The organism is Terribacillus aidingensis (assembly GCF_900215625.1).
In the GTDB taxonomy this organism is placed as follows: domain Bacteria; phylum Bacillota; class Bacilli; order Bacillales; family Amphibacillaceae; genus Terribacillus; species Terribacillus aidingensis.
In genome coordinates this window covers 444,723-470,052 of record NZ_OBEK01000001.1, presented here as the reverse complement: position 1 = coordinate 470,052, position 25,330 = coordinate 444,723, and the positions used below count along the sequence as shown (strand labels likewise).

Here is a 25,330-nt window from a genome sequence, read left to right as displayed (position 1 = left end):
AAAAACGAAGGATTTCTCCTTCGTCTACTTGGCCGCTTGAGCAGCTGGTGCTGGATTTGGTTGTGGTTTTGGCGTTGGTTTGGCGAACTTCTCTTTGAAATAACTAATAACAAATGAAGTCACTGCTATTGATACAATGGAATAAAAACCTTTTACAAGCCCTACAGAATAAAGACTTAGCATAACGACACAGAAATCAAAAATAAAGTTAACCGTTCCTGGGTTCGTACCGAAGCGCTTCTGCAGAAACAAAGCAAGAATATTTGCTCCTCCTAAAGATGCTTGGTTCGCGAACAAAAGAATCAAACCAAAACCAATGATTAATCCTCCAGCAACACTGGCAATGATGCCAGGCAGAGCAATAGCTGGATATAGCGGATGGAGAAAGGTAAACAAAGTCAGAACGGATACAGCAGCAATAGTAGTGACCGTAAAACGCCATCCCATTCTGACGAAGGAGAAGATATAAAATGGAATATTAACAAGGAAGAATACAATTCCAAATGGCAGAGATAGCAAATAGGAAAATCCTAATGAAAGTCCCGCTGTTCCGCCTGTTACCAGCTCTGCGCTCTTCAGCATATACAGACCGATGCTGGCCAGGAAACAGCCTAGTACGATTTTAATATATTTTTGCAGCAAAACGACATGCTCCTCTCTAATAAATCCATTATGTTAACCTAGATGCAGTAAGTATGGCCGAAATCCTTTTTACTCACTTTCTATGTTAGAATAAATAACATCAGAAATGAATAGATATTTGCAGGCAATACCTTCAATTGAGGTTCATATTGAAAATAATATGCAGGAATCACCTGCAATGTGAAAGGAAGCGTATACGATGGATCATATTGACCGTACTATGCTGGAATTACTGCAGCATGATGGCCGTATTACCATAAGTGAGTTATCGAAGCGGCTTGCCTTAAGCAGACCGAGTGTATCGGAGCGTATGGCAAGATTAGAAGAGCGAGGTGTAATTGAGCATTATACAGCTCGTGTGGCACATGCAAAAGTAGGACTGGACATCCTGCTGTTTATCCAGGTGAGTGAATTAAAGATTCCTCATTTGGAATTTGAGCATTTAATTGCAAACGAAGAAGCAGTATTGGAATGCCACCGTGTGACAGGACCGATCAATTACTTGCTGAAAGCAGCTGTGCCCGATATGAATGGCATGCGGGAACTGATTGATCGACTCATACCTTACGGGACATTCAATACCTCTACTGTACTCACTTCTCCTGTTGCTTATCGGGCATTGCTGCCGAGAGAAGATTAGTAGTGCTTCCATTCTGACTGATAAATCTCAATTAAATGCGGATCGACGAGTGTATTCGGCCGAAGTTCAACCTTTTCTCCGTCAGCATTGGTGATTTCTCTATCTTCATCTTTGCCGAATTCCGTCATCCCTGGAATCATGGATGATTTCAAATACTGCGTCGGTACTGTTACCTCCAGTTTATCCGCTTCAATCGGATTTCTGCTGGCCATGACAAAACCCCAGTTGCCGAAGCTCGGAACATCCAAATGGAAGTTCTCCGTCTCTAAGCCGGTTCCGCGGATTGTTTCATCGATTGTCCAGTAAGTTTTCGTAGCAAAAACCGGGCTGGTAGCTTGGACAATCATAGCTCCCTCCGGGTGCATATGGTTGCGGACTAAAGAGTAAAATTCTTCTGTATACAGCTTGTTTAAACTCTCGTCATTCGGATCGGGCAGATCGACAATGATAACATCGTACACCTGATCTGATGCTTTTAAATAATTAAACGCATCTTCGTTTTTTATTGTCACTTTATCGTTGTGCAAAGAACGATTATTTAAATCGAGCAGCTTCGGCTCTGTTTTAGCTAAATCGGTCACAGCAGGATCAAGATCAACCAATGTGATATCCCGGACATCATCATATTTTAAAATTTCGTTCGCAGCCAGACCGTCGCCTCCGCCTAATATCAGCACATGGTCATGCTGCTTCGTTTGAGACATGACTGGATGAATAAGCACATCATGATAGCGATGCTGATCAATAGAACTAAACTGCAAGCCTCCATTCAAGTATAGGCGCAGATCCTCCCTGTCTTGTGTAAGAATGACCTTTTGGTACTGACTTTGTTCCATATGGATAATCGGATCCTGATACAGCTTCTGCTCGAAGGAGAACGCTGTTTCCTCCCCGAAAAAGACACCCAAAATCAGCAGAATACCGATGACTGATCCGACCAGAGCATGTATCGCTAAGCGTTTTACTTCTGAGCGAAACAGCCAGAGGACAATCAATGCTACCGCTAAGTTGATCAACCCTACTAAAAAGGCAGACTTAACGATACCGAATTGCGGACGAAGCAGGAAAGCAAACAGCAATCCTCCAAGTAACCCTCCAGCATAATCACTGAACAGCACACGTGCCGTACTGCGATTCAGCGACTCTCCAATTTCGTTGGCCTTACGAATTAGTATCGGCAGCTCCACGCCCGTTAGCGTGCCAACAATCAGCGTGACAAAATATAAATAAAACGCATCTGTTCCTTCTGGCGTGTAAGCCGTTATTCCAAACATCGTGAAGCTTGAGAAACCGCCAATCAATGCTACGAAAAATTCTATGTAGATAAATGCTAATATTAAATTCTTCGTTACACGTTCACTGATACTTGCGCCAATCCCCATACCTGTCAAAAACAAAGAGATGGTGAGCGTGTATTGCTTCACACCATCTCCGAGAATATATGACCCTAGCGCTCCAAACAAAACTTCAAATACGATACCGCAGATTGATACAATACCGGAAGCCCAGTAAATGAGCGAGGTTTTATTCATTACTTTTTGCTGCATCTCATTTCATCTCCGAACCTTTAAGCTTACGTAATAGACGCACCGATAACAAATCCAAGTCCTACTGAAACTGCCAGCGAGACAATTCCGACAGCCACATTATTTTCTTTTAGCTTGGCTTGAACGGAAAAACTTCGCGTCACACCTTCAAACACGAAGTAAGCAATCATCTGCAAGAGCACTCCATAAGCGCCCCAAATGAGCGTCTCCCAAAGTTCACTGCTGTGATAAATAGAAAATGAGAGCACTAAGCAAATTCCAATCACCTTACCGCCAATTGATAGTGCTACTGCTGTATTGCCTTGTTCAATCTCTTCCCAATCCTTGTATTTGTGTGTGATCAATTCAAAGATAATAAGACCGATGATGACAATCACAACTGCAATGATAAAGTACAGAAAAGTCGATAAGAATGGGTTCATAAGACATTGCCTCCTTGGTTTTTATTTATTTACCCGCACTCGGACCGCCGCCGCGATAGTTCGAGTTGCCGCGACTGACACCGCCTGAGCCGCCATCGTTACCACGATATGATGATGTATAACCGCCATAACAGCCGCCATTCTGACATGTATTCATTCTGCTCTGGCTCCAGTTATTACCGAAAAGAGAATTCAACAAAGCAAATGTAAAGAAAGTATTCAAGTAGTTCGGGGAGTAGTTTTCACGCACAAATGTCCTGTCTGCCACTTCAATTAAGGTAACATCGCTGTCTTCTTCACTCGGCTTCACTGTTATGAATACATCATCATAAATGATAATTTGCTGTCCATTCTTTTTCTCGCTGATTTCATCCGGCCCTTCTGTCTGTTTGAATAACTCAATTAGTTCTTCGACTGTATACAGACGTGTCGCGTAAACATTTGCATGTCCGCTTCTTTCTCCAGAAACGACATCTAGTAAGTGGAAGTTGTTATCGATTAATGTTTCAATCGATTCCCCAGCACTGTTTTCAAATTTTGAAGTAACAGTTTCTTTTTCCGGCTCGTCTGGAATGTCACTTAGTGAAACAGCGTCGTTATTATTCGAATCACCACATCCAGCCAAAACAAGAACAAATAGTAAGCAAACACCCGCCAGCCAATATTTCATGAAGGCTCCTCCCTTCTCCTATAATCCATATGTAAAGCCGACAGACGAAAACCCTTGCATCAGCAAGGGTCAGCCCGCCGAACGTGCTGGCTGCTTATTCTTTGCCCATTTTCTTTTTCAAAGCAGCAAGCTCATCGTCCACTCCGCCTTTATCCAATGCAGCGAATTCATCATCCAGTGAACGGTTGGATTTAGACATATCCTCACTTGTTTCTGCCTCTGCTTCATACTGCAGCACTTTTTCTTCCATGCGCTCAAAGCCGCCGCGTGATTCATCACTGCCGATACCCGACATTGTGCGATTCATCTTCGTACGTGTTTTTGCAGATTCAGCTCGAGCTTTCAAGGAATCTTTCTTCAACTTCATTTCAGCATATTCTTTCTTCATCTCATCCAGTTTCTGACGGATAGATGCTACATCACTTGCTGCACGTTCCCAAGAAGCATGAAGCGTATCAGCTGTTTCTTGATGTGTCTTTTTATCTTCTAGAGCACGGCGCGCAAGGTCATCATTACCAGCTTCAATTGCTGTCTCTGCTTGCTGCTGGCGTTTATCAGCCATTGCCTTCGCATCATCATATTTTCGTTTTAACATTTTTTCGTTAGCAATCTGTTTCGCTACTGCTGTTTCTGCTTCCCGGATATCCGCTTCCATGTCACGCATAAATTGATCCAGCATTTTTACCGGATCTTCCGCTTTATCTAACATCGCATTCAATTCTGAACTCACAACTGTCTTCATTCTGTTAAAAAACTTAAACATATAAAATCTCTCCTTTAGTAGTCTTAATTGGAACCCGCAATGATTTTGATTTCACGCGTGTTAATTTCGTAACCATAACTAACTTCAATCTCACTTCCCCAGCCTTCAAGCCCAAGAAAATGCTCTTCCTCTTCATCATAATAATCCGCGAAATGGACAGTTGCACCATTTACATTCCGACTTCTTCCTTCGCCGACAACTCTGGCTTCTCCTTGTTCATCAAGGAAATATTTCCTGCCTTCGTATGTCAGCTCCTTCGGATACGGTTTTGAAACGGAAAGCGGAACTTTTTTGTATATACCCAGCTCCAGCTCATCATCCATTTCCGCAGAGAGCCATAATATCGTGTCTCCCTCCACCAGCTGGTAGTCGAACCACTCATAGTTCCCTTGTCTGGAAGTGATCTTACCGACTACTTCGTAGGTGACCAAATCATATTCAACAATGTCACCCACTTGAATGGAGAGCGCATTACGTTCTCTCACAGCAGGACGATCAGGAGCTTTTTTCTTAAATAAGCGGGAAAGAATACCCAAAACCTTTCACCATCCTTATATCTTGTACCTTCTATACGCATCAGGATACAGAAAGTTTCAAACTTTTTTCTTGTTCTTCTCTAATTATACAGGTCTGCACAGCCAGTTGCATGGACTAGCTATCTAAAAACAGGATTACCAAGACAGAAAGAAGGGGAAAATACTATCAGATTGCCACAAAGGAGAAGTTGTATGAACATCCGTTTCGGCTACGTATCAACAGCCTTGAATTTATATGAAGCATCACCAGCAAAAACCATGACCTATGCACGTTGGTCCAAACTGGAAAAAAAAGAAAGGTCAGCTCTGCTGCATGCAATTACGAGAGAAAACCTAGAGCGAACGATCCGTATTCTTCACTATAATATCGCCCATCAAATTAAACTTTACCGCTTCTCTTCCTCGCTGGCACCACTGGCAACGCATGAAGAAGTAGAGTGGGACTATATTTCACCTTTCACGGACTTATATGAAGAGATTGGGCGGCTCGTTCGGGAATACGGTATACGCTCAAGCTTTCATCCGAATCAGTTTACCCTGTTTACCAGTGATAAACCCCATATCACCCGAAATGCAGTCAAGGATATGCAGTATCATTACAATATGCTGACAGCGATGGGTTTAGAAGACGAAGCATATATTAATATTCATGTCGGCGGTGCATATGGCAATAAAGAGCTTGCATTGGAACGGTTCCATGATAATATTAAGCAGCTTCCAGAGCCAATAAAAGCTCAAATGACATTGGAGAATGATGATAAAACCTATACGACCAGCGAAACATTGGAAGTGTGTGAAAGACATCAGGTTCCGATGATGTTTGATATTCATCACTATATGGCGAACCATACAGAGGAGGAGCCGTTAGAAGAGATTCTCCCTCGCTTCATGGATACATGGAGAAATCGAAAGCATGTGCCGAAAATCCATACCTCTTCCCCTAAATCGGAGAAGGCGTACCGCAGTCATGCCGACTATGTTGATGTGGAATTTCTAATGCCATTGATTAAGCAATTGAAAGCAATCGGACGGGATGTAGATTTTATGATCGAGGCGAAGCAAAAAGACAAAGCAGCCTTGCAGCTAGCTGAAGATGTTTCCCGCATTCGCGGGGCAAAACGAATCGGAGAAGCAACGGTGGAGATATAAAGCGAACAGGCATTCCAAGGACGGAATGCCTGTTATTCATCTTCTTACTTTTATTTTATTTATCCTTGTCTGTAAGGTCTTCTTATCTTTAGAGGAACTTACTTTATTTACTGCAGATTGGGCGGCTTGCTTCGCTTTCTTTGTTCTCTCCTTCTCTGCCTTCTTCACTTTGTATTTTGCATCCGATAGTTTTTTGTATCTGCTGCTTTTTTCTTTAACCTTTCCAAGCGCTTTTGCAAACTATCTTTATCTTTTCCAGCTTGCAGTTCGTTTATGGTACTTTGTGCTTTTTTAAGATTCTCCTCAGCGGGCGACCTCTCTGCTGCCTTTACGGCAGCTTTTGCTGCATGGAGCTGTGATTGCTTCACCTTGTTAAGACGCGTTTGCAAGCTGGTCCTGTCTTTGCCTTTTGCCACTGAATGAATAGCTTTTTGCGCAGTGTCCACGTTCTTTTTTGTCTTACTTTTTTCTGACTGGCCGACTTTGTACTTCGCTTCTTTCACTAGCAGTGTCTGTTGCAGAAGACCAGGGTCAGCAACAACGAAACGAGGTATACAATCTTCGCTGAAAAATTCATTAGGTGTGTGTTATTCCTCTCCATAAAATTCTATTACTATTTATCAGCTCGAAACATGAATTCACACAGCAAAAGACAATTTTATACACTGCAGCTTAACAATCTCAATATTTGTTTCTTCTTCTCCCGGCCACATAAAGGAGCGCCCCGACGGAAACAGCAGCAACCCCTGCAGCTATTACATTACCGAAAGAGGAAGCGGTGTCCGGCAATTGCTGACCTTTTGTTTTATCTTCTAACTCGTCACGCTCAGCCGCATTATAGGAAAGCACAATCTCTTCGTCCTCTTTTTCAGGGGTTTCTTTTGTTGTAACTGGTTCTGCCTTCAACTTAGGTTCAACCGATGCTGGCATCGTATTTGATTCTTTTTCTTCCTCTTCCTGTTTCACTTCCGACAAAGGCGCTGCAGCTTTTTCATCACGCTTAACAGTTTCGGAAGAAATATAATCCTTTAATTCTTGCAAACTTGTAAAGTCAGCTAGTGTCTGATCGTTAGCTGCCAGCAGTTCTTCCAATTCCTCCTGACGCAAGCCTGCTTCTTCCAAAACGAAATGAACAGATACGCCATTCACATCTTGATAGATTATGTCTTTTATAGCTTCCAATTTCAGATAACTGTACAAATCAAAATCATACTTTGCGAATAATTCTGCTAACTGTTTCTCCGTCATACCGAGATCATTCACTAGCTGCTGTAACGCTGCTTCTGCCTCTTCGTTTTGCTCTTCTTTCTGCCCTTCATTTGTCTCGCTATTCTCTATTGCATCATGCTGCACTTCTTGTTTAGCAGCATCTTGTTCTTTTGCTATTTCTGCCTCATCAGGCTCCCTTACTTCTTGAGATTCAGGTTGCGGATATTGAACGAACCCGTAGCCGTAAAGCGGATCTCGTCCTGCTTGTCCCAGATCAGCGGTGTACTGCCGCAAGCGTTGCCGCAGCTGTACGTTTGTATCACTCGGATACTGCTGCTTCAGAAGAGCAAGCATAGCAGTTACATGGGATGTAGCTTGCGATGTGCCGCTCATCAGCTTATACTCAGAATCAAGATAAGTACTGGCGATGTCTTTCCCCGGAGCTGCAAATTCCACCTCTCTGCCCACGGTGGAAAAAGCTGCAATGTTGTTATGCACATCGGTTGCAGATACACCAATTACAGCATCATAAGCGGCAGGATACTCGACCGGATGTCCAGCACCTTCATTTCCACTCGCACTTACTAGCAAAATACCAGCTTGGTAAGCTTTCTCCATTGCGTCTTCCATGGCTTGCCTGGTATCAGCAGAGCCTATACTCAGGTTAACAATGTCCATGTCATTGGCGATTGCCCAATCAATTCCTTCTAATAAATCAGAGAGTGTTCCTTCGCCTTTCTCATCAAGAACTTTGACTGCAAATAATGCTGCATCTGGAGCAATTCCATCTATACCCTGCTGGTCATGCTTTGCACCAATAATACCGGCTACGTGTGTGCCATGACCTTTATCATCTGCATAAGAAGTTGTATAATCAACAGCTGCATAGCCCCCAGCAATTGCGAGTTCAGGATGCGGAGAGATTCCGCTATCCATCACTGCTACTTTCACACCTTTTCCTGTTAAACCTGTTTCCCAGGCAGAAGCAGCATGGATGGATGCAAGATTCCATTGTTCTATTACTTGAAATGGCGTCTCTCCATTTTCTGCGATACGGAATGTAACATCATTCTCCACAAATTTAATATCTGGATCACGCTTTAATTTCTCAATAGAGTCCGTATCTGCCGAAACCGTCGCAGCCGAAAGCTGGTCATATTGCTCCTTTACAACGGCTCCGCTATTTTTAACATCCTGTTCTCCTTGTTCGTTTTCATAGACAACGATTACTTGAGCTTGTTCCTGGGCATCTGCATTTTCGACCGGCAGCAATAAAATTGAACATGTTAATAAAGAAGCGAATGCCAATTGCTTCGCTAATGGCTTTTTCATTTATAAAAATCCCTTTCCCGAATAAAGTCATGCTCTTTATATCGGCATATAGCGGCAAAGGTTAACCAAAGTTTATATATGTACATATTATTTTTACTAGAAACAATTTCTACTAGATTCTTATAACAAAAGACGACAAATGAGCACTCTTTTGCAAAAAAAAGCAACTCTCTCCTAGAAAGAGCTGCTCGTTTTTAGGGTTAGGAAGTACATATGCGAACAGCTTCCTCCCGTTTATTTACTGTATGTTCTTTTCCGACCTTTGCGAGTAATCCGGTCTTTTTCAGCAGCCGCTCTGGCTGTCCATGGACACCGAGTAACAACAGCTGTTTGCTGGCTTTTTTATAGTGATCTACAAGTTTATGCAGTGCAGCTTCGGCGGATGTATCCATATAGGAGACTTTCTGCAAATCAAGAACAAGCGAATCTGGTTCTTCGTGCATCGCCTTTTCCACCACATTTTCTAAAATATCGGTAGATCCAAAGAACAAAGGTCCTTCAAACTGGCATATCCGTAAACCATCTGTTTCTTTAACGAGGATTTGTTCATCTTTTACAAACAGGACTGCACTCATTCGTTTGACAAAAACGACAAACGCTAACAGCAAACCGCACCCGACGCCAACTGTCAAATCAGCCAGAACAGTAAGCACAAAGGTAACTGCGAGGATAAACGAATCGAATGTGCGCATGCGGATAATATGGATTACCTCTTTCCGTTCACTCATATTCCATGCAACTACCATAAGAATCGGTGCCATACTGGCTAAAGGAATGGCAGAAGCATAAGGTGCTAGCAGGAGCAAAATGAGCAATACGAAAATACAATGCACGACACCTGATACAGGTGAGAAAGCTTTATTCCGAATATTCGTTGCCGTTCGTGCAATTGCACCTGTTGCTGGAATACCGCCAAAAAGCGGAACAGCAATATTTGCTATACCTTGACCGACGAGCTCCCGGTTGCTGTGATGCTTCGTTTTAGCCATATTATCTGCTACTGTGGCCGACAAAAGTGATTCCACTCCGCCTAATAAGGCAATTGCAATAGCTGATGGCAGCAAGTAGATGATCTTGTCCAATGTAACAGCCGGGAATTGCAAATGTGGCAGCTGACTTGGTATATCTCCGTAAACACTGCCAATCGTCGCGACATTTCCTGGAAAGAATAAGACTGCTGCGAGTGTTGATAAAATTAGTCCCACTAGCGCTCCAGGTACTTTAGGGAGAATTCTCGGAGTTAGCAGTATTGCTGCTAATGATACACTTGCCACAATTAAACTATATAGATTAATCGTGTCTGCAGCTGCTGTGAGAGCTTGCATCTTTTGCACAAATCCCTCTTCCTGCTCTGCTTCGATACCTGTGAAATTCCCAATCTGTCCTGTGAAAATAATGACAGCAATTCCTGCAGTAAATCCAATAACAACAGGGCGCGGAATGAACTTAATTAGACTGCCGAGCTTCAGCAATCCGAATAAAACGAGCAACATTCCGGCCATCATGCCTGCCAGCAAAAGATCCTGATATCCAAATTGGATAACAACTCCCAGCAGAATCGGAACAAAAGCTCCGGTCGGCCCTCCAATCTGGAACCTTGATCCGCCTAGTAATGAAATAAGCAGACCGCCGATAATGACTGTATACAGACCATATTCCGGGTTGACTCCTGATGCTATGGCGAAGGACATGCCAAGTGGAATAGCAACGATACCGACGACAATTCCGGCAATAATATCCCGCCGCAGCGCTTGCAGATTATAACCGCTGTATCTTCCAAGTCTCTTCATTTCATCACTGCCTTTCGTTTTTGTTGTCACCTTGTCTTTCCGTTGGCATACATTGCAGAAAAGCTGACTGCCGCCTCCTCTCACTTAACTGGTAAACCAAGTATTCGTGAAAATAAAAAAATTGTATATCATACCATTGTCTATAGATTCTATTATTCTCATAAATGATCAGCATTTTCTTTAGTTTTTTAAAGCGAACTATCCTCCTGCTCTGATAGAAGCTGCGCTTCATGAATCCTTTCAGCACAGAGGTAATTGTATAATTCTCGTAAAATAATTGTAGGTTTTTTGTATTTCCGGTGCTTTCTTCCTACCTCCTTCCGCCTGTGCATTTACGTTTATTTTTCCAAGCGGCCTCCTCCTAATTTCCTTGCTGTTTTAATAATAAATTTATATATAAGAATAAGATTAGAATTTGCTTAGAATATTCATATATGCTAATATACGCATATAAGCAAATAAGAGGAGCGACTGTCCATGAAGTATAATACGGAGCCGGAATTGACAGAAGCGCAACTAACACACGTTTCACAAATATTTAAAGCACTTGGCGATCCGACTAGAATTCGAATTTTGCATTTTCTTCTTGATCAAGAATACAGCGTCAATGAAATCGCAGAGAAACTGGAACTGCATCAATCTACTGTTTCGCATCAGCTAAGCACGATGAAAAAAATCCGTCTTGTAAAGTCCAGACGGGAAGGTACAACGATTTATTATTCACATGATGACAAGCACGTCATCGATTTACTAACAGAAGCTATTAATCACGCTTGCCATAATTAATCTATCGGAGGAATATGTATGGGACACGGACATGCACACGATCATGCACATGGTCATCATCACGGAAACAATGCTAATAAAAAAGCTTTATTGATTAGTTTTATCCTGACAGCCGGGTTCATGCTTCTGGAAGCAATTGGAGGCTTTCTAACGAACAGCCTTGCATTGCTGTCCGATGCCGGCCATATGCTGAGTGACGCTGTATCTCTAGGCGTCGGTTTGTTTGCCTTCATACTCGGTGAGCGCGTTGCGAATTACAGCAAAACATACGGGTATAAGCGATTTGAAATTTTAGCGGCACTATTCAATGGTGTTACGTTGATACTAGTATCGCTATATATCTTTTATGAAGCGATTCAACGGTTTCAAGAACCTGCTGACATTGCTTCAGGCGGCATGCTGACGATTGCTGTAATTGGTTTTCTTGTAAATATAGTCGTTGCTTGGATCCTCATGCGCGGCGATACAAGCGAGAACTTGAATATCCGAGCAGCTTTCCTTCATGTACTAGGCGATTTGCTCGGTTCAGTAGGCGCAATCGCTGCCGGTTTGCTGATACTTCTTTTCGGGTGGAGCTGGGCTGATCCAGTTGCCAGTGTCATTGTTGCTGCTCTCGTTATCACAAGCGGGTGGCGCGTTACAAAGGATGCCATTCACGTGTTAATGGAAGGCACGCCACGGAACGTGGAAATGTCTAAAATCATTGATTGTATGGAAAAGGCACCTGGTATTATTTCCATTCATGACTTGCATGTATGGAGCATCACTAGCGGACAGAATGCTCTTTCCTGCCATGCCGTTGTTCAAGGTAATTTACTAGTCGAAGAAAGCCAGCATATGCTCCGAAACATTGAGCATGATTTGGAGCATCTAGGTATTGGACACGTAACCATCCAAATGGAAACAGCTTCACACACGCACGAGGAATCTCTCATGTGTCAGCATGATGCAGAATCTCATTCGCATACCCATGCTCATTAGAAAAGACGAGGATTTTTTCCTCGTCTTTTTGTTCTTGCAGAAAGGAGCAGGACGTCTGTCTAATTGCCGAATAACAGTTCTGTCAGGCGTTTGCCAACTACCATGCCAATGCCGGATCCAGCACCAAATAAAGAAATGACACTTATCAACACAGCACCTTTGACGCGCAGCTTTTCTTTTTTAAAGCTGTTATTCGATTGTATCTCCTGTATTTTCATCTCTTGCTCATACAGTTTCTCCATAACCTGATTCTGCGCGTCACTTTGCTTTTCAAGTGTCTCGGCCACTTTTGCTGTATGACTTTCGATGTGTTCCAGCCATTTCCCCACTGGCAGCAGCCGTTCATTAATCGTAACCAAATCCTCCTTGATAGCATCGATTTCCTCTTGAAAGTCCTCCCGAACTTTCAATTGCATTTCTAACAGCTCCGCACGTGAGATTTGATTATTGTTCTTGCCGGGTACCAATGTGCCTACCCCTCTCTTATCGTTCTGCTCCTTTCTATTTTATATTATGCATGTATCTTTTTGTCTGATTGTGTACGTACCTGCCGACATCAACCCGCTCTTTGTTCAGCTTCCAGTTTCCTTCTATCTAGGTTAGGTGTAATTCCGAATAAGATAAAGGTTCCAAACAAACCAATCAATGTGAGTAATATGCCCATGATAACGGAAGACAGGTAACCGCTCAGTGTTACAGTTAAGGAAACAATCAGCATAGCTAGGTTATACTGCAATCCCCCAAAAGCCATATAGGCACTGCGCTTATCATCCGGCGGAATGGCAGCCATATAAGACTGTTCAACAGGTACCCGAAATACCTCGCCCACCGTCAGCACAGCCATCATAATGAACAACACCCAAATATTTGTCGAGAACGTAAGCGCTGCATAACCCATTGTAAATACAAGGCAGCTCGTAACGAGTACGAACCTATCTTTCATCCCTGTAATCAATTTGGCAGTAAACAGTGCCAGCAGGACGACAAGAATGGTATTTTCACTTCGCAAGAAGCCCATCATCTTAACGCCATCTACTTCCCAAAACAGGAACTGCTGCGTCGGCATCTCTTCAGACAGGCGAATGCCGATATAGCTTGTCAGCTGAAACTCCATACTTAAAACAAGTATGCCTCCTGCTATAAACCACACGAACAGCCGATCCTGCATCACATTTCGGTAGGTACCAAAGATTTGCGTGATATGCTGCAGCGGTCTAATCTCGGCTTTCGCTGGGAAATGCGTTTCTGAAATGAAAAAGTAAACAATGAATAATGTCGCAGCAGCAGCGATTGACAGTGCCATGAATAATTCAAATAAATAGTTCTCAAACATAAACGCACCGGCAATACCGCCTAATGCAACCGATAAGTTGCTAGCCCAGTAGCCGATTGAATAAATTAAGCGGCGCTGATCAGGTGTACTGACATCTATCAGCATGGCATCGTTAGCTGGTCCGGCCAATCCCCAGCACAAACTGTTCAGCATAATCATGCTGTATGTAATAGCTGGTGATTCAAACCATGGTGAATTGCTCAGCATCATCGTTAAAAAGGCCACTAGGCGAAGTGACTCTGCCAGCAGCATGATTTTGCGCCGTCCGAATACGTCGCTGAAGTACCCGCCTAACAAAGACATCCCAATGCCAAGAAACACATTAACAAGCAGCAGAATACCCGCCACTTTTGCTCCGAAATGCATCGCTAAGTAAATGGTCATAAACGGCATCACCATACTGCCGATTAAGCTGGACACGAATGATTCTCCAAGTCGTATTTTTATATTCGGATGGAAATCCCTAAAACGCATTGTATTCCCCCTTTTCTATATTTTCTAATTATATAGATAACTTACAGATAATTCCACAAGTGAAGAAAAAAAATAACCTCAGCTCGTGGTCTGAGGTTATTCCGAATGCGCTTCAAGAAAGTCGATCATCTTCTCGAAACTGTATTGAGCTTCTTCCAAATATAATTTTCGCTGATACTCGTGACCTGCGGCAGGATGGGAATTATCAAAGAACATCCTGTTTACTTCCACTCCTGCCTGTTCTAATTTACTTGCCATTTCTACACTTTGCGGGTGCAGTTTGTCGACCTCGCCGGATGAGATGAACGTCGGCGGATAATCTGGATTAATCTGGTAAACCGGTGACATATCACGCAGTCTTGGATCATGCATGTAATCTTTATTACCCGTATAGGACCAGAGGAATGTCGTCATATTATGGAAGCCTGTCTGCTGCGCCTCCTCCAAATTCAAAACCCCATTATAAAGCAGCACTCCTTGCAGCTGATCCGGCTGCAGAGCGGAATTCTCCTCTATAACTGACTCCGTCGTCGGATTGGTAGCCATACCTGCCACCATACCAGCCAAGTTCGCTCCTGCTGAACCACCGCCGACAAAAATTTGCTTTGTATCGCCTTGATAGTTTGGGGCTTCCCTTAGCGCGAAGCTGATTGCATCATTTAACTGATACAGCTGTGCTGGAAAGTTATATTCAGGCGCCAATCCATAGTTTACATTAACAACGAGATAGCCTTTGGAGGCAATCCACATTGTGAAAGGATTTTGTGAGGCTTTGTCCCCGCCGACCCAGCCGCCACCATGAATATAAATAACTATCGGCAGCGTTCCTTCCGCATCTTTCGGATAATAAAAATCCAAACGGCCATCGTAGTTCTCCGTCGGATAGACAACATCTTTCACCGCAGCCACATTATCCGGATAAGGTATTTCCGGTTGTTTATCACTTTGATCCGCATCCATAAAAGCTCTTATCTCCGGGGAAAAGAGACTGCCAATAAGAATTAAGAAACCGACTGCCGCTATAGCAATCCCGGTAATCCATATCTTTTTTCTTCGCCGCATACAATCTCTTCCCTCCCTTCGTTTTAATACTGTTGCCGCTTCATTTAATATAAGTAAGGCGTTATCTCTACATTATCTGGTTTACCTAGTATTTCTGCTGCAACCATCTTGCCAGCGTAAGGCGCCAGATTAAGTCCAGCTGGGCCAAATCCAGCTGCCAGATGCAGTCCGGCCACCTTTTTCACAGATCCTAAGATTGGATAAGGGTTCGGTCCGGCCGGACGAAGACCGACACGAAACTCGGTTACTTCTGCCTGTGCAAGACCAGGTGCTACTTTTAATGCTTCCCGGAGTACCTCTTGCATGCCGGCGGCTGTTTGTTTCGTATCATAGCCTGAATGAACTTCCCTCGTGGCACCGGCTACTACTTTTCCGCCATCAAATCCGAGCATATAATGGCTGCTCTTTGGCATGATAACAGGCCATTCGCTTGTGTCAGCATCAACATGCATATGCATAATCTGACCTTTTTGCGGTTCAATCGGCAGCTTAACACCAACTGGCTCCAAAAATTGATTTATCCAAGCCCCGGCAGCTGCAACAACACGATCTGCAGTTATTGTTTCTCCATTGATTCGTACACCCGTTACTTTATCTGTCCCTTCATGCAGCAAGCTTGCATGCCCTTGCACATAGCGGACACCATGACGCTCTCCTGCTGCAAGCAATGCTTGAAGCAGCTGCCGTCCATCAACTCGTGCTGCACCTTCCAGATACAGAGCTGTCATATCTTCTCGGAGCGGCGGGAATTTCTCTCTTGCTCCCTCTGGGTCTAATCGTTTTATTTCCCCGATTTCCGGTGTTTCCAATCGTTGTTTATATGCAAGCTTCTCTAATTCATCCAAGCGTTTTTTACTGGCACTAACATATAACGCTCCGACTTGCTTGTAGCTGACATCCGCTTGCCCATCTTCTTTCAGCATCTCCAGCAATTTTGGATAATAAATAGCTCCTGCTTTTGCCAGTATGTAATAGGCCTTGATCCGCACTCGTTTGGACAGCCATGGGGAAATGATTCCTGCCCCGGCAGCTGTTGCCTGCCCTTTCGCTTTGGAATCAACTAGAACCACTTCTGCTCCTGATCGTGCAAGATGGTAGGCGGTACTCGCTCCGGCAATGCCGCCGCCAACAACTACAATACGCATGACGTTTCCCCCACTTTATCTTTTCCACCTATTATACACGGTTCTGCCAGCTGTTTCAGAGAATGCCTTTCGTGCTACACTAGCAATATAAACCAAAGGAGATGAAGATGATGAAGCAAACATTGATCGACCGTCTTACTACATACGCAAAAGTGGATACACAATCTAATGAGGATATAGAAACAACTCCCTCCACACCCGGTCAGCTTGTACTGGCGAATATGCTGGTAGGAGAACTAAAGCAAATTGGCATGGAGGAAGTCACAATTGACGATAACGGCTACGTCATGGCAACACTCCCAGCTACAACCGAAAAAGACGTACCCGTAATCGGCTTCATGGCCCATGTGGACACAGCAACGGACTTCACTGGTAAGGATGTAAATCCGCAAGTAATTGAGAATTTCGATGGAAACGACATTACCCTTAATAAAGAACTGGATGTTGTCCTATCAGCCGCAGATTTTCCTGAACTGCCAAGCTATAAAGGACACACGCTGATGACAACAGATGGAACAACACTTCTTGGTGCGGATAACAAGGCGGGAATTGCAGAAATCATGACAGCAATGGAGTACTTGATCCAACACCCAGAAATCAAGCACGGAAAAATTCGCGTAGCTTTCACACCTGATGAGGAAATTGGCCGCGGCCCGCACAAATTTGATGTGGACGCGTTTGGGGCAACTTATGCTTACACAATGGATGGCGGTCCGTTAGGTGAATTAGAATATGAGAACTTCAACGGAGCGGCTGCAAAGGTTACCTTTAACGGAAACAATGTGCATCCGGGCACAGCTAAAAATAAAATGGTGAACAGCATGAAAATCGCCATGGAATTCAACGGAAAAATCCCAGAAGATGAGGCACCAGAATTCACCGAAGGACGCGAAGGCTTCTTCCACTTACTCTCCATCCAAGGAGATGTGGAACAAACAAAATTGCAGTATATTTTACGCGACCATGATCGTGATAAGTTTGAAACGAAGAAAGCTTTATTCGAAGAAATCACAAAAGAAATCCAAGCAGAGTATGGTGAAAAAAGTATTGAACTTGATATGCACGATCAGTACTATAACATGCGAGAGAAGATTGAACCTGTTATGGAAATAGTCGATATTGCATCAGATGCGATGAAACGCTTAGACATTGCGCCGGTCATCAAACCAATTCGCGGAGCAACCGACGGATCCCAAATCTCGTATAAAGGTTTGCCTACTCCAAACGTTTTCACTGGAGGCGAGAACTACCACGGAAAGTTTGAATATATTTCTGTTGATAATATGGAAAAAGCAACAAATGTTATCATTGAGATTGCAAAGCTGTTTGAAGAACAAGCAAACTAACATGGAGGCTGGAACAAAACTTTTTAAACTATATAAAAACAAACAATACTGCGTTAAATGCAGTATTGTTTGTTTTTTGCATAGGAGATGAAAGCATTGCTTCGGAAGTACACTCCGCTGATTTGTGTTATGAGAAACCTTCATTAGTGTAGGAAAAATATGAAGACTCCTCGAAAATAAGAAGCGATTTTCTTGTCGGTGTCTTTCTTCAGAAGCAATTGTCAGTGATAGGTAGAAAAGCAGCAGCCGTCGGAGGACTGCATTAAAAAAGCAGAGATGTTTTAATCGTTTGCATTTAAGATGTATTCATCTTGTTTTGTCCCATGCCCTCTTTCCCTTTATTGACAACAAGCACATTCTTTTATATAATTATCTCGAATTCGAGATAAAGGAAGCGAGACGACTATGGCTACTGACAACGTAGGCTTATCTTTAAAGCTATTTGTAGTTTTGACAAGGGCTCTTCAGTCTATTAAGAAACGTATTGAAGAAGATATCAAGAAACAAGGAATTAATTTAACGGAATTTGCTGTTTTAGAATTACTTTTCCACAAAGGCGACCAGCCAATACAGAAAATTGGCAGTAAAGTACTTTTATCCAGCAGCAGTATCTCCTATGTGGTAGATCGCCTTGTCCAGAAGGAAATGATCAGAAGACGTCCATGTCCAGATGACAGACGCATCACCTTTGCCACACTAACGGAAAAAGGACATACTTTTATGGCAGATTACTTTCCGAAGCATGAACAAGCGATTCATAGTATTTTGTCCGGTCTGGATGACAAAGAAAAAGCACAAGTTATTGAACAAATTAAAACACTAGGCTTCCATGCTGAGGGCACTTCAGCAGACAAGTAAAAGGAGGAGTTACGTATGAAGCATATTTTCAAACCTGCCAAACAAGCAGACAAACCTGTATTTCTCCTGCTCCACGGTACAGGTGGTACCGAGCAGGATTTGCTGCCGCTCGCTGATATAATAGATCCGGAGGCGGGCATATTAAGTGTACGTGGAAATGTCTCCGAAAACGGCATGCCTCGCTTTTTCAGAAGATTAGCTGAAGGCGTATTCGATGAAGAAGATTTAATTGCTCGCACAAAAGAATTACGCAGTTTTCTTGATGAAGCCGCAGAGAAGTATAACTTTGATCGAAATAATATTATCGCAGCAGGTTATTCAAATGGCGCTAACATTGCTGCCAGTCTGTTATATCATTATTCCAATCCGCTAAAAGGAGCCATCCTCCATCATCCAATGGTCCCTAGACGGAATATCACATTGGCGCAGCAGCAAGGAACTCCTGTACTGATTACAGCAGGTACGAATGATCCCATTTGTCCAAAATCAGAAGCAACTGACCTAGAACAGATGCTGAAAGATGCAGGTGCAGATACAGCTATCCACTGGGAAAATAACGGTCACAGCCTAACTCAGACAGAAGTTCAAGCTGCCGCAGCTTGGTATCGGAAACACTTTTAAGTATACGCCTGAGGCGTATGCTTTTGTTTATGGGAATAACTAGCGGCTGCATACCAAAATGTGGTATATTGGTATGTAAAGGAAATCGGATTTATTCATCCGAACACTTCAGAGAAATACCTCGTCTAGGAAGGAGAATAAATATGAACAAATCATATAAGAGATTCTCACTAATCTTTAACTCTATTATCGCTTTATTTGCTTTAGCAGTTATCTGCTCTTCCATAATTGGATGGAAGGAAATGGACAGATCACTGCTTTATCTGCTGCTAGGTATCGGTATTTTTATAAGCGGAATAGCATCAATAGTAAAGACAGCCAGGCAGCGCGTTAATACATCCAGCTGAGTCTTGCATCTCTGCTCGGAAAATTGCCCACAAATAAACAGAGCCTGCGCTATTTAGCGCAGGCTCTTCTTCTTTAATCCATCCCAATCCAAACACTCTTTACTTCTGTATAGTTGTCCAATGCATACGAGCCCATTTCCCTGCCAATGCCGGATTGCTTATAGCCGCCAAATGGAGAAGCTGCGTCAAAAGCGTTATAGCAGTTCACCCATACTGTTCCGGCACGAAGCTTATTGGCAATGTAATGCGCTTTGGTTACATCTTGTGTCCAAACGCCAGCAGCTAATCCGTATTCACTGTTATTGGCACGTCGAATTAAATCATCCAGGTCATCATATGGCATGGCCGATATGACCGGTCCGAAGATTTCTTCCTTCGCTATCGTCATATCATCATGTACGTCTGCAAAAATCGTTGGCGAAACGAAATATCCTTGCTCCTGCGGCTTTGCGCCGCCAGTAACGAGCTCAGCACCTTCATTTCTGCCTTTTTCAATATATCCTAATACACGCTCCTGCTGCTCCAGCGAAACAAGTGGTCCGATTTCTGTATCGGCATGAATTCCTGCTCCTTGTTTAATTTTCTCTGCGTGCGCTGCCATATCGGAAATGACATTATCAAATTGTTTCTTTTGAATAAAGACACGAGATCCTGCACAGCACACTTGCCCTTGGTTAAACATAACTCCGTTCAGTGTACCAGGGATCGCTTTTGTCAGGTCAGCATCTGGCAGGACAATATTCGGTGACTTGCCTCCAAGCTCCAATGTCACCCGTTTAAGTGTCTTTGAAGCATTTGCCATGATTTGTTTTCCTACACTCGTAGAGCCAGTGAAAGCAATCTTATCCACATGTGGATGATCCACTAGCGGCTGTCCAGCTGTTTCTCCGAATCCAGGCACAATATTGAGTACTCCTGGAGGAAACCCTGCTTCTTGTGCTAATTCTGCTAAGTATAAGGCGGATAACGGTGTTTGTTCAGCAGGCTTTAATACGACCGTACAACCGGCTGCTAAAGCTGCACCAAGCTTCCACATTGCCATCAGGAGCGGAAAATTCCACGGTATAATTTGCCCTACCACACCAAGCGCTTCATGTCTTGTATAGTTAAAATATGGACCATTTACGGGGATTGTCTGTCCAACAATTTTTGTTGTCCAGCCTGCGTAATAGCGCATGTGTTCAATTGCCAGCGGAATGTCCGCGTTTGTCGTTTCTCTAATCGGCTTCCCATTGTCCAGCGTTTCCAGCTGGGCAAGTGCATCTGCATGCTCCTCCATTAAGTCTGCCAGCTTGTACATAATTCGGCTGCGCTCTGCAGCTGTCATTGTCGTCCAAGGTCCTTCATCAAATGCCTCACGCGCAGCTTTTACAGCACGATTAATATCCTCTGCTCCTGCCTCATAAACAGTTGCTAATACTTCGCCCGTTGCCGGGTTAAACGATTCAAACGTTTTTTCCGAAGCACTCGTGACAAACTCCCCATTAATGTACAGCTTCTTTGACCCATTTAGAAAACGCTCCACTTTCTCGTGCATACCTGCTGCTAATTGACTCATAGAATCCTCCTCAGAATAGTTTCTAATTTTGTCTAAGCGTCGTGATGCGAGATAAGTCTTATGGGTACCGCTTACATGTGCTATAGTAGCACCCTTTCCCTCTAGATAGCAACGAAGAGCCTAGAAGAATTGTCCGCTAAATTTCGACATAGAAAAGCTCAGCCGACTGGCTGAGCTTCCATTCCGATCTTATCTAAAAATTCCTGCACAACCTGTATATATTCCTGTTTGTTTTCAGCTAAGGACATGGCGTGATCTCCTTGTGGGAATAGATGCAGCTGTTTATAGCCATTCTCTTTTCTTGCATATAAATCCTTTGTCATCTGAACTGGTATATAAGCATCCGGCAGACTGCTTAGGAATAAGACTGGCTTTTCAATATTCGCTACAGAATGTATCGGTGAAACATCTCGAAAGCGATAACCGTCCGTACGCTGGACTACAAATTCTGCAGCTGGCAGAAACAGCTGACGCGGCAGGTGGAATTGTACCTTCAGCCGGTAGGCGACCTGCTCAGCAAAGTCACTATACGGGCAGTCGGCAATGTAGAAATCAGCGCCATCCTCAACAGTTCCGGCATATAAAAGTGTTGTAGCCGCTCCCATTGACTCACCATGTACACCAAGCTTCAAATCATAATCGTACCGTTCTTTCGTCCATTTGATTACTTGCGCAAGATCATCTCGTTCATGATAGCCGTAAGTGATGCTGTTTCCATCAGATTGTCCATGCATACGCTGATCATAAAGAACGACATTATAGCCCATATCCAGAAAGATATCCATGTACTTCACAGAGTTATATTTATTCACTGCTACTCCGTGTGAAATAACCATCACATAGCGAGAATCGGGGTCAGCTATGTAATGGGTACCATAAATATGTCCACAAGTGGAGTCCACACTGAATTCCTCTTTTTGCAATGCATCATAAGCAGCTTGATTAAAGCGCCCTGCCTCCGCCTCTCGCTTTATTGTTTCTTCTTCAGTGAAAGGTTTCATCCGGCGCAGCTCCCTGTTTACAAGCGCGGTAACAACTGCTGAATAGCCTGTCACCAAACACGCAGCAGAAAGAAGTAATCCTTTTCTCCCCATATTACTACCCCCTTTTTGTATTCTATTTTACAATAAGTATAACTAATCGTTGCTTTTTAAAACAAAATGAGTTAACTTATCAAGTGATAAGTTATTAAAGAGGGCAGTTATTATGGCTAGAAAAAAAGAAGTATCCGCTGAACAAACACAGCGCACCATTATTGCGACAGCTGAACGTCTCTTTATGTCGCACGGGTACCGAGCAATCTCGACTCGGCGGATTGCAGAAGAATGCGGCATTACCCAGCCAGCTTTATACCATCATTTTCCGAACAAGCAAGCCATCTACTTAGAGGTCGTCCGCACGATTATGGTGCAAACAGAGCGAGCGATGACGGATGTTCTCCAAGATTATGCTAACAGCAGAGAGCGCATCCAGCGTATTGCGTACTTTATGATTATGAACCATCAAGGCGATATGACACAGATGTTTCACGATCTGCAATATGAAATTGATGAGGAGCATCGCCAAACGATTCAGGACTGGTGGATGCGCAGCTACTTTAACCCCGTCATGCAGACACTGACAGAAGGAATTGCCAAAGGGGATGTCATGTCGCTTCCATCCGCACCGCCGATGGAGCTCTCCTTCTTTGTGCTGGAAATGATGAAGTCCTTCCTGCCTCCATCGAAGCAGGATTATGAAGCACGTCGCGAATTTGCCGAAAAGAAATCAACTATGCTAGTCGACATCCTGTTTGACGGGATTCGCAAAAAATAAAAGATTATATGCATAATCTTTTATTTTTTGAGTATAACTTATCAGTTGATAAATTAGTCAGGAGGAATGAGATTTGAAAAAGTTCGGCAGTTTGATTAGTGGAAAATATGGCCGCTGGGTCATTGTTGCGGTCTGGATTGTACTTGCACTTGTATTAAATCTCACTTTGCCACATGCAAATTCCCAAGAAGATGCACAAGCAGAAACATTCTTAAACGACACAAATAGTGAAGAAGCAGCTCGTATTATTGAGGAGGAGTTCTCAACTAACAGCGGACTGCCCGCTTTATTAACGTGGCACCAAGAAAATGGATTATCTGATCAAGATTTGAAGACAATTCAGCAATTCAGTGCAAAGCTGCAAGATGCAGATATTGAAGCTGCAACTGTAACACCGCTTCAAGATATACCGCTTCCTGCTTTGAAGGAACAGCTTTCCGATGATGGGACAACACTCGTTATGCCGATTGTCTTTGAAAGCGGCACAGCAACGGAAACTGTAGAAGCAGGGCTGGCGGAAGTCGAAGATACAGCAAATGAGATATTCGAGCAAAATCCATTCAAACAGAAGTTGAACAGCAGCGATTTACTTGTTCGCGCAACAGGCCCTGCTGGTATCGCAGTGGATGCGGTTAGTCTCTTTTCACAGGGAGATACAACGCTCTTGTTCGGCACCGTCTTCATTGTTTTAATCTTTTTGCTGGTAATCTATCGTTCTCCTATTCTTGCTTTAATACCTTTAGTTGGAGTGGGGTTTGCCTATTTAGTTATCAGTCCTATCCTGGGAGCATTAGGAAAAGCAGAATTAATTTCTTTTGATTCACAAGGTCTTGCCATCATGACAGTACTGTTATTTGGTGCAGGTACTGACTACTGCCTATTCTTAATTAATCGCTTCCGAGAAAATCTGTGGGAAATAAAAAGCAGGAAGACCGCAATTGTTCGCTCGCTTACCTCTGCGGGCGGCGCTATTGCAATGAGCGGGCTAACTGTCATCGCTGCCATGCTCGTTTTGCTAGTTGCTAATTACGGATCTATCAATCGGTTCGCTATCCCGTTTGCAATTGCCATCTTCATCATGCTGCTGGCAAGCCTTACGCTAGTACCAGCATTATTGACGATCATTGGCCGCGCCTCCTTCTTCCCATTTATCCCTAGAACGGAAGAGATGCAGGAAAAACGCGCACAGAAAAAAGGAAAGCCGGTTCGCACGAAGAAACCGCACAATAAGTTTGGCAAAAGCATCGGGAATATGGTCATCCGTCATCCGTGGAAAATTGCTATTGCGACAGTAATAGTACTTGGCATTTTGGCCGGTATGGCGTCTCGTATTACGTACACATATGATACACTCTCTTCCTTCCCAGATGATATGCCGTCCAAAGAAGGCTTCGGCATCTTAACAGAACATATGAATGCTGGTGAATTGGCTCCTGTGTCGGTTATCGCAAAAACAGATGACCCAGAAGCTGTACGCACCACTTTAGCTGACTTGCCTTATGCAGCTGCTGTGATGGAGCCGGAACAAGCAGAAACAGACAATCAATTGATTCGCATCCAGCTGGAACTAGAAGAAAATCCTTATTCGAATGACGCAATGGCGCACATACCAGCCATTCGTAAAGCTGTCGCTGATGTAACTGGCAGCTCTAACACTGTCTGGATTGGCGGTCAGACTGCTGAACAATATGACACGCAGCAAGTTACCAAGCATGATGAAAAATGGATTATCCCAATTGTTATCGGCTTTATTACTTTGTTGCTGCTAACCTACTTGCGTTCTGTTACGGCTACGATTTATCTTGTCGCAACCGTTCTGCTGTCCTTTTTCAGTGCTTTGGGACTGGGCTGGCTCATCTTGCATTACGGATTCGGTGTTGACGCAATCCAAGGCTTTATCCCGCTTTATGCTTTCGTGTTCATAGTGGCACTTGGAGAAGATTATAATATCTTCATGATTTCAAGCATCTGGAAGCGCAGTAAGACCATGCCGATTAAACAAGCCATAGCCGATGGCGTTGCTCATACTGGCGGCGTTATTACATCTGCTGGTTTAATTCTAGCGGCAACTTTTGCTGTATTAACGACTTTGCCAATTCAAATTCTTGTACATTTTGGAACAATTACCGCAATCGGTGTTCTGCTCGACACCTTCCTAGTCCGTCCATTCCTAGTTCCTGCCATCACAGCTATTCTTGGCAAATGGGCATTCTGGCCATGGAAGAAACGGATGGAGCAAACAGAAGAAAATAAACAAAAAGCACACGGCTAAATAACAAGCTGGTTATTTCTGCAAGCAAATCC

The 25,330-nt window shown here is 43.5% G+C and carries 25 protein-coding genes; 10 read left to right on the top strand and 15 right to left on the bottom strand.

Annotated features, from left to right (window positions below; translation table 11 throughout):
- Positions 1-24: 24 nt before the first annotated feature.
- A complete protein-coding gene (locus tag CRO17_RS02265; RefSeq protein WP_245864557.1) occupies positions 25-642 on the bottom strand; it encodes a YitT family protein in 618 nt (205 codons plus the stop codon).
- Positions 643-841: 199 nt separating this feature from the next.
- Between CRO17_RS02265 and CRO17_RS02260 the strand changes: the two genes are divergently transcribed.
- Entirely contained in the window at positions 842-1,282 is a 441-nt protein-coding gene (locus CRO17_RS02260) for an Lrp/AsnC family transcriptional regulator (protein ID WP_097038855.1), read from the top strand.
- Here the strand turns inward: CRO17_RS02260 and CRO17_RS02255 are convergent.
- From CRO17_RS02255 to CRO17_RS02235, 5 genes are all read right to left on the bottom strand, one after another.
- Positions 1,279-2,829: a polyamine aminopropyltransferase gene (locus CRO17_RS02255; RefSeq protein ID WP_097038853.1), complete on the bottom strand. Its 1,551-nt coding sequence runs from the start codon at positions 2,827-2,829 to the stop codon at positions 1,279-1,281. The two genes, CRO17_RS02260 and CRO17_RS02255, sit on opposite strands and share 4 nt — an antisense overlap.
- A 26-nt stretch (positions 2,830-2,855) precedes the next feature.
- Positions 2,856-3,251 carry a DUF350 domain-containing protein gene (locus CRO17_RS02250; protein WP_097038851.1) on the bottom strand — a complete coding sequence of 132 codons (396 nt, stop codon included), beginning with the start codon at positions 3,249-3,251 and terminating at the stop codon, positions 2,856-2,858.
- 25 nt (positions 3,252-3,276) lie between these two features.
- Positions 3,277-3,921, bottom strand: a complete 645-nt coding sequence (locus CRO17_RS02245; protein WP_097038849.1) for a DUF4247 domain-containing protein — start codon at positions 3,919-3,921, stop codon at positions 3,277-3,279.
- Positions 3,922-4,015: 94 nt separating this feature from the next.
- Positions 4,016-4,684 carry a PspA/IM30 family protein gene (locus tag CRO17_RS02240; RefSeq protein WP_097038847.1) on the bottom strand — a complete coding sequence of 223 codons (669 nt, stop codon included), beginning with the start codon at positions 4,682-4,684 and terminating at the stop codon, positions 4,016-4,018.
- A 23-nt stretch (positions 4,685-4,707) separates the two neighbouring features.
- Positions 4,708-5,220, bottom strand: a complete 513-nt coding sequence (locus CRO17_RS02235; RefSeq protein ID WP_097038845.1) for a DUF4178 domain-containing protein — start codon at positions 5,218-5,220, stop codon at positions 4,708-4,710.
- 192 nt (positions 5,221-5,412) lie between these two features.
- Here CRO17_RS02235 and uvsE point away from each other — a divergent pair, with 192 nt between their 5' ends.
- Entirely contained in the window at positions 5,413-6,369 is a 957-nt protein-coding gene (gene uvsE / locus CRO17_RS02230) for a UV DNA damage repair endonuclease UvsE (protein WP_097038843.1), read from the top strand.
- 164 nt (positions 6,370-6,533) lie between these two features.
- On the opposite strand, the gene CRO17_RS02225 is transcribed toward uvsE, so the two are convergent.
- From CRO17_RS02225 to CRO17_RS02215, 3 genes are all read right to left on the bottom strand, one after another.
- Positions 6,534-6,872, bottom strand: coding sequence for a GA-like domain-containing protein (locus CRO17_RS02225; RefSeq protein ID WP_097038841.1), 339 nt, complete (start codon positions 6,870-6,872; stop codon positions 6,534-6,536).
- A gap of 178 nt (positions 6,873-7,050) precedes the next feature.
- Positions 7,051-8,910, bottom strand: coding sequence for a S8 family peptidase (locus tag CRO17_RS02220; RefSeq protein WP_097038839.1), 1,860 nt, complete (start codon positions 8,908-8,910; stop codon positions 7,051-7,053).
- Positions 8,911-9,110: 200 nt separating this feature from the next.
- A complete protein-coding gene (locus CRO17_RS02215; RefSeq protein ID WP_097040037.1) occupies positions 9,111-10,700 on the bottom strand; it encodes a SulP family inorganic anion transporter in 1,590 nt (529 codons plus the stop codon).
- Between the two features lie 477 nt (positions 10,701-11,177).
- Between CRO17_RS02215 and CRO17_RS02210 the strand changes: the two genes are divergently transcribed.
- The gene (locus CRO17_RS02210; RefSeq protein WP_097038837.1) at positions 11,178-11,486 is read left to right on the top strand and encodes an ArsR/SmtB family transcription factor; all 309 of its coding nucleotides are present in this window, start codon (positions 11,178-11,180) and stop codon (positions 11,484-11,486) included.
- An 18-nt stretch (positions 11,487-11,504) separates the two neighbouring features.
- The gene (locus CRO17_RS02205; protein WP_097038835.1) at positions 11,505-12,467 is read left to right on the top strand and encodes a cation diffusion facilitator family transporter; all 963 of its coding nucleotides are present in this window, start codon (positions 11,505-11,507) and stop codon (positions 12,465-12,467) included.
- A gap of 59 nt (positions 12,468-12,526) precedes the next feature.
- Here CRO17_RS02205 and CRO17_RS02200 read toward each other — a convergent pair whose 3' ends face one another.
- The 4 genes from CRO17_RS02200 to CRO17_RS02185 all read right to left on the bottom strand — a co-directional run bounded on the left by CRO17_RS02200 (position 12,527) and on the right by CRO17_RS02185 (position 16,481).
- On the bottom strand, positions 12,527-12,883 hold the full coding sequence (locus CRO17_RS02200) for a hypothetical protein (protein ID WP_143595979.1): 357 nt from the start codon (positions 12,881-12,883) through the stop codon (positions 12,527-12,529).
- A 140-nt stretch (positions 12,884-13,023) separates the two neighbouring features.
- Complete coding sequence (locus CRO17_RS02195; protein ID WP_097038831.1) at positions 13,024-14,274, bottom strand: MDR family MFS transporter; 1,251 nt, start codon at positions 14,272-14,274, stop codon at positions 13,024-13,026.
- Between the two features lie 96 nt (positions 14,275-14,370).
- Positions 14,371-15,336 (bottom strand): alpha/beta hydrolase, encoded by a 966-nt coding sequence (locus tag CRO17_RS02190; protein ID WP_097038829.1) that lies wholly within the window; start codon positions 15,334-15,336, stop codon positions 14,371-14,373.
- 44 nt (positions 15,337-15,380) lie between these two features.
- Entirely contained in the window at positions 15,381-16,481 is a 1,101-nt protein-coding gene (locus CRO17_RS02185; RefSeq protein ID WP_097038827.1) for an NAD(P)/FAD-dependent oxidoreductase, read from the bottom strand.
- A gap of 110 nt (positions 16,482-16,591) precedes the next feature.
- Here CRO17_RS02185 and pepT point away from each other — a divergent pair, with 110 nt between their 5' ends.
- The 4 genes from pepT to CRO17_RS02165 all read left to right on the top strand — a co-directional run bounded on the left by pepT (position 16,592) and on the right by CRO17_RS02165 (position 19,653).
- A complete protein-coding gene (gene pepT, locus CRO17_RS02180; RefSeq protein ID WP_097038826.1) occupies positions 16,592-17,827 on the top strand; it encodes a peptidase T in 1,236 nt (411 codons plus the stop codon).
- 405 nt (positions 17,828-18,232) lie between these two features.
- Positions 18,233-18,685, top strand: a complete 453-nt coding sequence (locus tag CRO17_RS02175) for a MarR family winged helix-turn-helix transcriptional regulator (protein WP_097038824.1) — start codon at positions 18,233-18,235, stop codon at positions 18,683-18,685.
- Positions 18,686-18,700: 15 nt separating this feature from the next.
- A complete protein-coding gene (locus CRO17_RS02170; protein ID WP_097038822.1) occupies positions 18,701-19,306 on the top strand; it encodes an alpha/beta hydrolase in 606 nt (201 codons plus the stop codon).
- 143 nt (positions 19,307-19,449) lie between these two features.
- Positions 19,450-19,653, top strand: a complete 204-nt coding sequence (locus CRO17_RS02165; protein ID WP_097038820.1) for a hypothetical protein — start codon at positions 19,450-19,452, stop codon at positions 19,651-19,653.
- 73 nt (positions 19,654-19,726) lie between these two features.
- On the opposite strand, the gene CRO17_RS02160 is transcribed toward CRO17_RS02165, so the two are convergent.
- Positions 19,727-21,211 (bottom strand): aldehyde dehydrogenase family protein, encoded by a 1,485-nt coding sequence (locus tag CRO17_RS02160; RefSeq protein WP_097038818.1) that lies wholly within the window; start codon positions 21,209-21,211, stop codon positions 19,727-19,729.
- A 158-nt stretch (positions 21,212-21,369) separates the two neighbouring features.
- On the bottom strand, positions 21,370-22,305 hold the full coding sequence (locus CRO17_RS02155; RefSeq protein ID WP_097038816.1) for an alpha/beta hydrolase: 936 nt from the start codon (positions 22,303-22,305) through the stop codon (positions 21,370-21,372).
- A gap of 112 nt (positions 22,306-22,417) precedes the next feature.
- Between CRO17_RS02155 and CRO17_RS02150 the strand changes: the two genes are divergently transcribed.
- Positions 22,418-23,026, top strand: a complete 609-nt coding sequence (locus CRO17_RS02150) for a TetR/AcrR family transcriptional regulator (RefSeq protein ID WP_097038814.1) — start codon at positions 22,418-22,420, stop codon at positions 23,024-23,026.
- Positions 23,027-23,099: 73 nt separating this feature from the next.
- Positions 23,100-25,298, top strand: a complete 2,199-nt coding sequence (locus tag CRO17_RS02145) for an MMPL family transporter (RefSeq protein ID WP_097038813.1) — start codon at positions 23,100-23,102, stop codon at positions 25,296-25,298.
- The last annotated feature ends 32 nt before the right edge of the window (positions 25,299-25,330 follow it).

Bases quoted from the DNA above. Each gene is read 5' to 3' on its own strand.
- CRO17_RS02205 (WP_097038835.1), top strand. From the start codon at position 11,505: ATGGGACACGGACATGCACACGATCATGCACATGGTCATCATCACGGA.
- CRO17_RS02240 (WP_097038847.1), bottom strand. From the start codon at position 4,684: ATGTTTAAGTTTTTTAACAGAATGAAGACAGTTGTGAGTTCAGAATTG.
- CRO17_RS02170 (WP_097038822.1), top strand. From the start codon at position 18,701: ATGAAGCATATTTTCAAACCTGCCAAACAAGCAGACAAACCTGTATTT.
- CRO17_RS02165 (WP_097038820.1), top strand. From the start codon at position 19,450: ATGAACAAATCATATAAGAGATTCTCACTAATCTTTAACTCTATTATC.
- CRO17_RS02150 (WP_097038814.1), top strand. From the start codon at position 22,418: ATGGCTAGAAAAAAAGAAGTATCCGCTGAACAAACACAGCGCACCATT.
- CRO17_RS02250 (WP_097038851.1), bottom strand. From the start codon at position 3,251: ATGAACCCATTCTTATCGACTTTTCTGTACTTTATCATTGCAGTTGTG.
- CRO17_RS02255 (WP_097038853.1), bottom strand. From the start codon at position 2,829: ATGCAGCAAAAAGTAATGAATAAAACCTCGCTCATTTACTGGGCTTCC.
- CRO17_RS02210 (WP_097038837.1), top strand. From the start codon at position 11,178: ATGAAGTATAATACGGAGCCGGAATTGACAGAAGCGCAACTAACACAC.
- uvsE (WP_097038843.1), top strand. From the start codon at position 5,413: ATGAACATCCGTTTCGGCTACGTATCAACAGCCTTGAATTTATATGAA.
- CRO17_RS02185 (WP_097038827.1), bottom strand. From the start codon at position 16,481: ATGCGTATTGTAGTTGTTGGCGGCGGCATTGCCGGAGCGAGTACCGCC.
- CRO17_RS02175 (WP_097038824.1), top strand. From the start codon at position 18,233: ATGGCTACTGACAACGTAGGCTTATCTTTAAAGCTATTTGTAGTTTTG.
- CRO17_RS02155 (WP_097038816.1), bottom strand. From the start codon at position 22,305: ATGGGGAGAAAAGGATTACTTCTTTCTGCTGCGTGTTTGGTGACAGGC.
- CRO17_RS02245 (WP_097038849.1), bottom strand. From the start codon at position 3,921: ATGAAATATTGGCTGGCGGGTGTTTGCTTACTATTTGTTCTTGTTTTG.
- CRO17_RS02215 (WP_097040037.1), bottom strand. From the start codon at position 10,700: ATGAAGAGACTTGGAAGATACAGCGGTTATAATCTGCAAGCGCTGCGG.
- CRO17_RS02260 (WP_097038855.1), top strand. From the start codon at position 842: ATGGATCATATTGACCGTACTATGCTGGAATTACTGCAGCATGATGGC.
- CRO17_RS02220 (WP_097038839.1), bottom strand. From the start codon at position 8,910: ATGAAAAAGCCATTAGCGAAGCAATTGGCATTCGCTTCTTTATTAACA.
- CRO17_RS02190 (WP_097038829.1), bottom strand. From the start codon at position 15,336: ATGCGGCGAAGAAAAAAGATATGGATTACCGGGATTGCTATAGCGGCA.
- CRO17_RS02200 (WP_143595979.1), bottom strand. From the start codon at position 12,883: ATGCAATTGAAAGTTCGGGAGGACTTTCAAGAGGAAATCGATGCTATC.
- pepT (WP_097038826.1), top strand. From the start codon at position 16,592: ATGAAGCAAACATTGATCGACCGTCTTACTACATACGCAAAAGTGGAT.
- CRO17_RS02160 (WP_097038818.1), bottom strand. From the start codon at position 21,211: ATGAGTCAATTAGCAGCAGGTATGCACGAGAAAGTGGAGCGTTTTCTA.
- CRO17_RS02195 (WP_097038831.1), bottom strand. From the start codon at position 14,274: ATGCGTTTTAGGGATTTCCATCCGAATATAAAAATACGACTTGGAGAA.